This is a genomic window from Enterobacter cloacae complex sp. 2022EL-00981, assembly GCF_028737495.1.
GTDB classification, from domain to species: Bacteria; Pseudomonadota; Gammaproteobacteria; order Enterobacterales; family Enterobacteriaceae; genus Enterobacter; species Enterobacter cloacae.
The window spans coordinates 1-8309 of sequence record NZ_JAQZRK010000056.1 but is presented as its reverse complement, the minus strand read 5'-3'; the positions used below and the strand labels follow the sequence as shown (position 1 = coordinate 8309).

Below are 8309 nucleotides of genomic sequence, written 5' to 3'. Positions count from 1 at the left end.
CCCGGGAAAGTGAGACGGCTGAATATAGTTAACGAGATGAAAAAGCTGGGAAAAGAGTACAGTAATATGGTCATGGTGGCATGACCATATTACTGGGGATCCCTCAGCCCACAGGGAGAGGGGACTGGGCCGACAAAAAACACAAGGAGTCCCCATGAAACGCTCCGAAATCAACGAAATCCTCGGCCACACGCGGCAGTTTTTCTCCATGCACGACGTGCATCTCCCCCCTTTTGCCAGCTTTCCGCCCACAAAATGGCAGCAGCTCGATCAGGCCGCCTGGCAGGAAGTGTTTGACCTTAAGCTCGGTTGGGACGTAACGGCCTTTGGCGGCAGCAGCTTTGCCGCGCAGGGGCTCACGCTGTTTACCCTGCGCAACGGCTCACCAAACGGCACGCCGTATGAAAAATGCTATGCCGAAAAAATCATGCACGTACGCGACGGTCAGCTCACGCCCATGCATTTTCACTGGCGCAAACGGGAGGACATCATCAACCGCGGCGGTGGAAATCTCATTATTGAGTTATGGAATGCCGGTGCACAGGCAGAGACCGAAAACACGGACGTCACCGTCACGATAGACGGTTGCCAGCAGACCCACGCACCCGGCAGCCAGCTGCGCCTTACACCAGGGGAGAGCATCTGTCTGACGCCCGGCCTGTACCACAGTTTCTGGGGTGAACGCGGTTTTGGCGACGTGCTGGTGGGCGAAGTGTCATCGATCAATGACGATGAACACGACAACCACTTTTTGCAGCCCGTTGCCCGCTATAACAACATCGAAGAAGACGAACCGGCGGTGCTGGTACTGTGCAACGAGTACAACCTGTTTCGGATATAAGGGGTAAATGATGCCATTGATTTCTCTTGCCGACGGTCTTGCGCACGCCAGGCAACATCGCTACGCGCTGGGCGCGTTCAACGTTCTCGACACCCACTTCCTGCGCGCCCTGTTTGCCGCGGCGAAGCAGGAGCGCTCGCCTTTTATCATCAACATCGCCGAAGTGCATTTTAAATATGTGTCGCTGGAGTCGCTTGTCGAAGCGGTTAAGTACGAAGCCGCCCGCCACGCGATCCCCGTGGTACTCAACCTTGACCACGGCCTGCACTTTGACGCCGTGGTGCGCGCCCTGCGCTTAGGGTTCAGCTCCGTGATGTTCGATGGCTCGACACTGAGCTACGAGGAGAATATTCGTCAGACGCGTGAAGTGGTGAAGATGTGTCACGCGGTGGGCGTGTCGGTGGAGGCAGAGTTAGGTGCCGTCGGTGGCGATGAAGGCGGGGCGCTCTACGGCCATGCGGATGAAGCGTACTTTACCGACCCGCAACTGGCACGGGAATTTGTCGATTCAACCGGCATTGACGCGCTGGCCGTCGCCATTGGCAACGCACACGGCAAATACAAGGGCGAGCCAAAGCTCGATTTCCCCCGTCTGGACGCCATTCGCCAGCAGACCGGCCTGCCACTGGTACTGCACGGCGGCTCCGGGATCAGCGATGCTGATTTTCGTCGCGCCATTGAACTTGGTATTCATAAAATCAATTTCTATACCGGCATGTCCCAGGCCGCGCTTTCCGCCGTTGAGCAGCGTATGACCAACCGCCAGCCGCTGTACGATGAGTTTGCCGAGCTGCTGCTGGGCATAGAAGAGGCGATTACCGATACGGTCGCCGAACAGATGCGCATCTTTGGCAGCGCGGGGCAGGCATAATGGAACGCAAAGGGATCATCGCCGCGGGCAATATGCTGGTGGATCACGTTCACCAGATCGTGCAATGGCCGGAACGCGGCTGGCTGGCAGAAATTACCCACAGCGAGCGTTCCACCGGCGGCGCGCCGCTTAACGTCCTGCTGACGCTGGCGAAAATGCACGTCGGCCTGCCGCTGCAGGCGGTGGGGCTGATTGGCGAAGACAGCGACGGGGACTACATTCTGGCAATGCTCGACCAGTACCACGTCAATCGACAGCGCGTACAGCGCACCACCTTTGCGCCAACCTCCATGTCGCAGGTGATGACCGACCCCAGCGGACAGCGCACCTTTTTCCACTCTCCCGGGGCCAACCGCCTGCTGGATCTCCCCGCGTTTGACCGTCTCGACGGCACAATGAAAATCTTCCACCTCGGCTACCTGCTGCTGCTCGACAGTCTGGATATGCCAGATGACGAATACGGCACCCGCAGCGCACGGCTGCTGGCGCAGATGCGCGAGCAGGGGTATGAAACCTCGCTCGATCTGGTCTCCCGCAAGGGCGATCCGCGCTATCAGACGCTGGTCCTCCCTGCCCTGCGTCATCTCGATTATCTGGTCATTAACGAACTGGAAGCCGGAGAATTTAGCGGCCTTGAGATGCGCGACGGCAACGACGCACCGCACGTTGCCCACATCGCTGAAGCCGCCGCGCAGCTGCTGGCGGCAGGCGTCCGGCAACGGGTGGTGATCCACTGCCCGGAAGGTGCTTGGGGAGAAGCCGCAAACGAAGAAGGACGCTGGATCCCCTCATGGAGGCTGACTCAGGAGGAGATTATTGGCAGCGTCGGCGCGGGCGACGCCTTTTGTGCCGGTTTCTTATATGGCTGTCATGAATCGCTGCCGCTGGCAGAGAGTATTTACCTGGCGCATGCCTGCGCCCGGGCAACCCTGCTGGCCGCGAATGCCATTGATGGAGCAAAAACGCTGGAGGAATTGACGCGCTTTATACAGGAGAGCAACGTCTAAATTAACAAAAATTGCGATTTTTGATTACAGTTCTATGAATTTTGCATAGCCGAACTACACTCTCTGCGTCTGGCACATTCGGCGTGGGCAACATATTGCCCACACGCTTTTCCGAAATGAGAGATACAGAGGACAAGGAAAAATGTTCGCAGCAATTATCATCGCTATATTTATTATCAGTGTTATTTATGCGCATTCGCGCGGCAAAGAAAAACAGACGCTTTCCCGTCAACTTTTCGACCACTCCACCTTTATGGCGCCCATCAATATGTTTATGACGGCGTTCTCTTCGCTGCCCGCCAGACAGCCCTTTTTTGAAACCGAGCGCTTTCCGGAATTAAATAAACTGACGGAAAACTGGGAGGTCATTCGCGAAGAGGCGCTGCGTTTGCAGGATCATATTAAGGCGGCACAAAATCATAACGATGCCGGTTTTAACACCTTCTTTAAACGCGGCTGGAAACGGTTTTACCTCAAATGGTATGCCGATGCGCATCCCTCGGCTCAGACCCTGTGCCCCGTTACGACACAACTGGTGAGTGAGATCCCGTCCGTGAAAGCGGCAATGTTTGCCGAACTCCCGGCGGGCGCGAAGCTCGGCAAGCATCGCGATCCCTACGCCGGCTCGGTTCGTTACCATTTAGGCCTGGTCACGCCAAATGACGATCGCTGCTTTATAGAGGTTGACCAGCAGCGCCACAGCTGGCGTGACGGTGAGGCTGTCATCTTTGATGAAACTTACGTGCACTGGGCGGAGAATAAATCGGATCACACGCGGATTATTCTCTTCTGCGATATCGAACGTCCGATGAAATGGCGCTGGGCGCAGGCGGTTAACCACTGGGTCGGGACAACGCTGATGTCAGCGGCCAGCTCCCCCAATGACGATAACGACCGCACCGGGGGAATCAACCGTATCTTCAAATATGTGCACGCCGGGCGAGAACGCGGTCAGCGTCTGAAGAAGCGTAATCGGAAGCTCTATTACGCACTGAAGTACCTGGTCATCACGGCGATTTTCGCCGCGCTTATTGTCGCTGCCATAACATAAGCACTTACGCCGCCCTATCGGGATGACAGACATCGGCGGCAAAGACGTAGCCCAGCCCGCGGATCGTTTTGATTAATGCGGGCTGGTGCGGATTGGCTTCGATTTTCCGGCGCAGGCGCATGATCAACACGTCGATGGTGCGGTCAAACACATCGGCACTTTCGCTGTGGGTCAGCTCAAGCAGCTGCTCGCGGCTCAGTACCCGGCGGGCATTCTGGGTAAGCGCCAGCAGCAGGCCGTATTCACCCTGGGTCAACGGTACGGGGTTACGCTGCGGATCGATCAGTTCGCAGCGGGTGGTATCCAGCGTCCAGCCATTAAAAGCAATGCCCGCCACTCGTGGCGCGGGCGTGTCAGCCGCCAGCGCTCCGGTACGCCTGAGCACGGCTTTAACCCGGGCGACCACCACACGCGGATTAAATGGTTTGCCAATGTAATCGTCGGCCCCCATCTCCAGCCCTACCACCACGTCAGACTCACTGCCCAGCCCGGTAAGCATCACTACCGGCAGATCCGGGCGTTGCTTTTGCAACTGCAGCAGGACCTGCAGGCCGTTGATATCCGGCAGCATCATGTCCAGCAGGACCAGGGCAATTCCCGGTTCCTGATGAACCCGGTTCAGTGCGTCCTGTCCGTTATGGCAGACGAGCACCGTAAAGACGTGCTCGCTGAGCACATCCTGCAGCAGCTCGCACACTGCCGTATCGTCATCAACCACCAGAATCGCCGGTTTCATCGCATGCTTCCGTCAGGGGATTATGTTAAGTCTGAACTATTCTGCCGTCGGCTCCAGCCAAATGGATTTTTACGTGACGGAATTACAACCCATGTCACATCCGTTGCCTTTTCGACACGTCAATTTTGACGATTGCCTGCTTTTCGTCAGGGTTTTGCCAGGAGAACGCCCGTAAAGTCGAGTGATACCCACACGAAAAACATGGCATAAAAGCTGCATTATGGCTGCGAAATGATTAACTGGAGCAGACTGATGAAAAAAGTCGTCACGGTTTGCCCTTATTGTGCCTCAGGTTGCAAGATCCACCTGGTGGTCGATAACGGCAAAATCGTCCGGGCGGAGGCCGCACAGGGGAAAACCAACCAGGGCACGCTGTGCCTGAAAGGTTACTACGGCTGGGATTTTATTAACGATACCCAAATTCTCACCCCGCGCCTGAAAACCCCCATGATCCGCCGTGAACGCGGTGGCAAGCTGGAAGCCGTCTCGTGGAACGAGGCGCTGGACTACGTCGCCACCCGCCTGAGCGCCATTAAGGCTAAATATGGCCCGGATGCGATCCAGACCACCGGGTCATCACGCGGGACGGGTAACGAAACTAACTATGTAATGCAAAAATTCGCGCGCGCCGTTATCGGAACCAATAACGTCGACTGCTGCGCTCGCGTCTGACACGGCCCATCGGTTGCAGGTCTGCACCAGTCGGTCGGAAACGGCGCAATGAGTAATGCAATTAACGAGATAGACAACACCGATCTCGTCTTTATCTTCGGCTATAACCCGGCGGATTCTCACCCGATTGTCGCGAACCACGTTATTCGCGCCAAACAGAACGGGGCGAAAATCATCGTCTGCGATCCGCGCAAAATCGAAACGGCACGTATTGCAGATATGCACATCGCGTTGAAAAACGGCTCGAACATCGCGCTGTTGAACGCCATGGGGCACGTCATTATTGAGGAGAACCTCTACGACCAGGCGTTTGTCGCCACCCGTACGGAAGGTTTTGAAGAGTATCGGAAAATTGTCGAAGGCTATACGCCAGAATCTGTCGAAGCGATCACCGGCGTCAGCGCGCAGGAGATCCGTCAGGCAGCAAGGATGTACGCCGGAGCGAAAACCGCCGCCATTCTGTGGGGCATGGGCGTGACCCAGTTCTATCAGGGCGTGGAAACCGTGCGTTCCCTGACCAGCCTCGCCATGCTGACCGGCAACCTTGGCAAGGCACACGTCGGCGTGAACCCGGTACGCGGTCAGAACAACGTGCAGGGTGCCTGCGATATGGGTGCGCTGCCGGACACCTATCCGGGCTATCAGTACGTGAAGTTCCCGGAAAACCGCGCGAAGTTTGCCAAAGCGTGGGGTGTGGAAAGTTTGCCGGAGCACACCGGGTATCGCATCAGCGAGCTGCCGCACCGGGCGGCACATGGTGAAGTGCGGGCGGCTTACATCATGGGCGAAGATCCTCTCCAGACCGACGCCGAGCTCTCTGCAGTGCGTAAAGGATTTGAGGATCTGGAGCTGGTAATTGTTCAGGACATCTTTATGACCAAAACCGCGGCAGCGGCGGATGTGATTTTACCGTCAACGTCCTGGGGCGAGCATGAAGGGGTTTACACGGCGGCAGACCGTGGCTTCCAGCGCTTCTTTAAAGCGGTGGAGCCGAAGTGGGATCTGAAAACCGACTGGCAAATCATCAGCGAAATTGCCACCCGCATGGGTTATCCGATGCACTACAACAACACTCAGGAGATCTGGGACGAGTTGCGGCATCTGTGTCCGGACTTCTACGGTGCAACCTATGAAAAAATGGGTGAACTGGGGTATATCCAGTGGCCGTGCCGGGATGAGTCTGAGGCCGACCAGGGCACGTCGTATCTCTTTAAAGAGAAATTCGACACCCCAAATGGGCTGGCACAGTTCTTCACCTGCGACTGGGTTGCCCCCATTGATAAACTCACCGATGAGTATCCAATGGTGCTTTCCACCGTGCGTGAAGTGGGCCACTACTCCTGTCGTTCGATGACCGGCAACTGCGCGGCGCTGGCAGCGCTGGCGGATGAGCCAGGTTATGCGCAGATCAACACCGCTGACGCTGAACGTCTTGGCATTGAAGACGAAGCGCTGGTATGGGTGAACTCGCGTAAAGGCAGGATCATTACCCGTGCGCAGGTCAGCGATCGTCCCAACAAAGGGGCGGTGTACATGACCTACCAGTGGTGGATTGGCGCCTGTAACGAACTGGTGACGGAGAACTTAAGCCCAATAACCAAAACGCCGGAGTATAAGTACTGCGCCGTACGCGTGGAGCCGATTGCGGATCAGCACGCTGCGGAACAGTATGTGATCGACGAATATAACAAGCTGAAAGCCCGGTTGCGCGAAAGTGCGATGGGATAATAATATTATTTGATTGATGAATAAAGGGAGTGAAATATTCACTCCCTTTTTATTTCCGCTTAATTCATTAAAAATATCAATTATTAATCTGGAAAGCTGCTCGCAGAAATAATGTAAATTGCACGAAAAAGAATTACATCTTTGCATTTTGATTCAAATGGATAAGATGTGCGGCGGGTGCTTAAGACTTTCTGTCTTGAGCATTGTTGAGGGACAGAAAGTGGAAAGCCCCGGGGAAATTTTCATTCACCCGAGGCTACCCGACTCAACTCCCAACAAGTTGAGAGTAGCCTCTTATTCTTTTTTTGACAAGGAGTAAAAGGCATGACGCCATTAAAAACTGCGTTAGGCATTGTCTTTATTATCTGCCTGACGATAGTGATCTTTACCTTTATTACTCGCGGAAAGTTATGCGAACTGACAATAAAGAGTGAACATCAGGAGGTGGCGGCGAAATTAGCCTGCGTTGCAGGCTAACCTCTGCGGGCGGAACGACAGTTCCGCCCGGCTTGCAGGATGCTGAGGTCTTAACGCACCCGTTTTTTTATTCTATGGCCGCGATTATACTGCGCGGCGTGTACCCAGATGATAAGAATCCATGAAACCATTTTTACTGTTGTTATTAATTTTTACGTCGTTCGTCCATGCCGATGAGATTGGCAGCCAGTACAAAGCGCAGGCGGAGGCGGGCGATGCACGCGCTCAGTATTATCTCGCCGACACCTGGTTCAGCTCCGGCGACAGCAAGCAGGCGGCAATGTGGGCAGAGAAAGCGGCAAAAGGGGGCGACATCGATGCCATGGCCCTGTTGTCTCAGATCCACTTTACTCAGGGCGATTACGCTCAGGCTAAAGCGCTGGCAGAGCAGGCCACGATTGCGGGCAGCAAGCGTGGCGCCATTATGCTGGCACGCGTTCTGGTGAATACCCAGGGTGGCAAAACAGACTACCCGCAGGCCATCAAACTGCTGCAGACGGCCACCGAAGATATCGACAACGACTCTGCGGTAGATGCGCAAATGCTGCTGGGTCTGATTTATGCCAACGGTGTAGAAGTGGCCCAGGACGATGCTCTGGCGGCATCGTGGTTTAAGCGCAGTTCGTCTCTGTCACGCACTGGCTATGCCGAATACTGGGCAGGGATGCTGTTCCAGCAGGGCGAGAAAGGCTTTATCACGCCCAATAAACAGAAGGCGCTCTACTGGTTGAACCTGAGCTGTACGGAAGGGTTTGATACGGGATGTGAAGAGTTTGATGCGTTGAGCGGAGAATAACGTGCCGGGTGGCGGCTTCGCCTTACCCGGCCTTGTATTATCCTCCCGTACAGAAAGAACCGGCCAGTTCTTTCTGTCAGGCAGTCCACATGCCGTACCCGGCCTTAGGCCACGAACCTGTATCGTAGAT

The 8309-nt window shown here is 55.5% G+C and carries 8 protein-coding genes; 7 read left to right on the top strand and 1 reads right to left on the bottom strand.

Annotated features, from left to right (window positions below; genetic code table 11):
• The first annotated feature begins 154 nt into the window (after positions 1-154).
• The 4 genes from PUZ33_RS24940 (at position 155) to lpxO (ending at position 3770) form a co-directional block, all read left to right on the top strand.
• Complete coding sequence (locus PUZ33_RS24940; protein ID WP_058681401.1) at positions 155-841, top strand: D-lyxose/D-mannose isomerase; 687 nt, start codon at positions 155-157, stop codon at positions 839-841.
• Between the two features lie 10 nt (positions 842-851).
• On the top strand, positions 852-1712 hold the full coding sequence (locus PUZ33_RS24935) for a ketose 1,6-bisphosphate aldolase (protein WP_058681402.1): 861 nt from the start codon (positions 852-854) through the stop codon (positions 1710-1712).
• A complete protein-coding gene (locus PUZ33_RS24930) occupies positions 1712-2719 on the top strand; it encodes a carbohydrate kinase family protein (RefSeq protein ID WP_058681403.1) in 1008 nt (335 codons plus the stop codon). Before PUZ33_RS24935 ends, PUZ33_RS24930 begins: the two co-directional genes overlap by 1 nt.
• A 142-nt stretch (positions 2720-2861) precedes the next feature.
• Complete coding sequence (lpxO, locus tag PUZ33_RS24925) at positions 2862-3770, top strand: lipid A hydroxylase LpxO (protein WP_023622256.1); 909 nt, start codon at positions 2862-2864, stop codon at positions 3768-3770.
• A 4-nt stretch (positions 3771-3774) separates the two neighbouring features.
• Here lpxO and PUZ33_RS24920 read toward each other — a convergent pair whose 3' ends face one another.
• Positions 3775-4506, bottom strand: coding sequence for a response regulator (locus PUZ33_RS24920; protein WP_013095088.1), 732 nt, complete (start codon positions 4504-4506; stop codon positions 3775-3777).
• Between the two features lie 252 nt (positions 4507-4758).
• Between PUZ33_RS24920 and fdhF the strand changes: the two genes are divergently transcribed.
• The 3 genes from fdhF to PUZ33_RS24905 all read left to right on the top strand — a co-directional run bounded on the left by fdhF (position 4759) and on the right by PUZ33_RS24905 (position 8179).
• Positions 4759-6906, top strand: a complete 2148-nt coding sequence (gene fdhF, locus PUZ33_RS24915) for a formate dehydrogenase subunit alpha (protein WP_077681898.1) — start codon at positions 4759-4761, stop codon at positions 6904-6906.
• Positions 6907-7230: 324 nt separating this feature from the next.
• Positions 7231-7383 carry a Hok/Gef family protein gene (locus PUZ33_RS24910; RefSeq protein WP_013095084.1) on the top strand — a complete coding sequence of 51 codons (153 nt, stop codon included), beginning with the start codon at positions 7231-7233 and terminating at the stop codon, positions 7381-7383.
• Between the two features lie 121 nt (positions 7384-7504).
• Entirely contained in the window at positions 7505-8179 is a 675-nt protein-coding gene (locus PUZ33_RS24905; RefSeq protein WP_038980834.1) for a tetratricopeptide repeat protein, read from the top strand.
• The last annotated feature ends 130 nt before the right edge of the window (positions 8180-8309 follow it).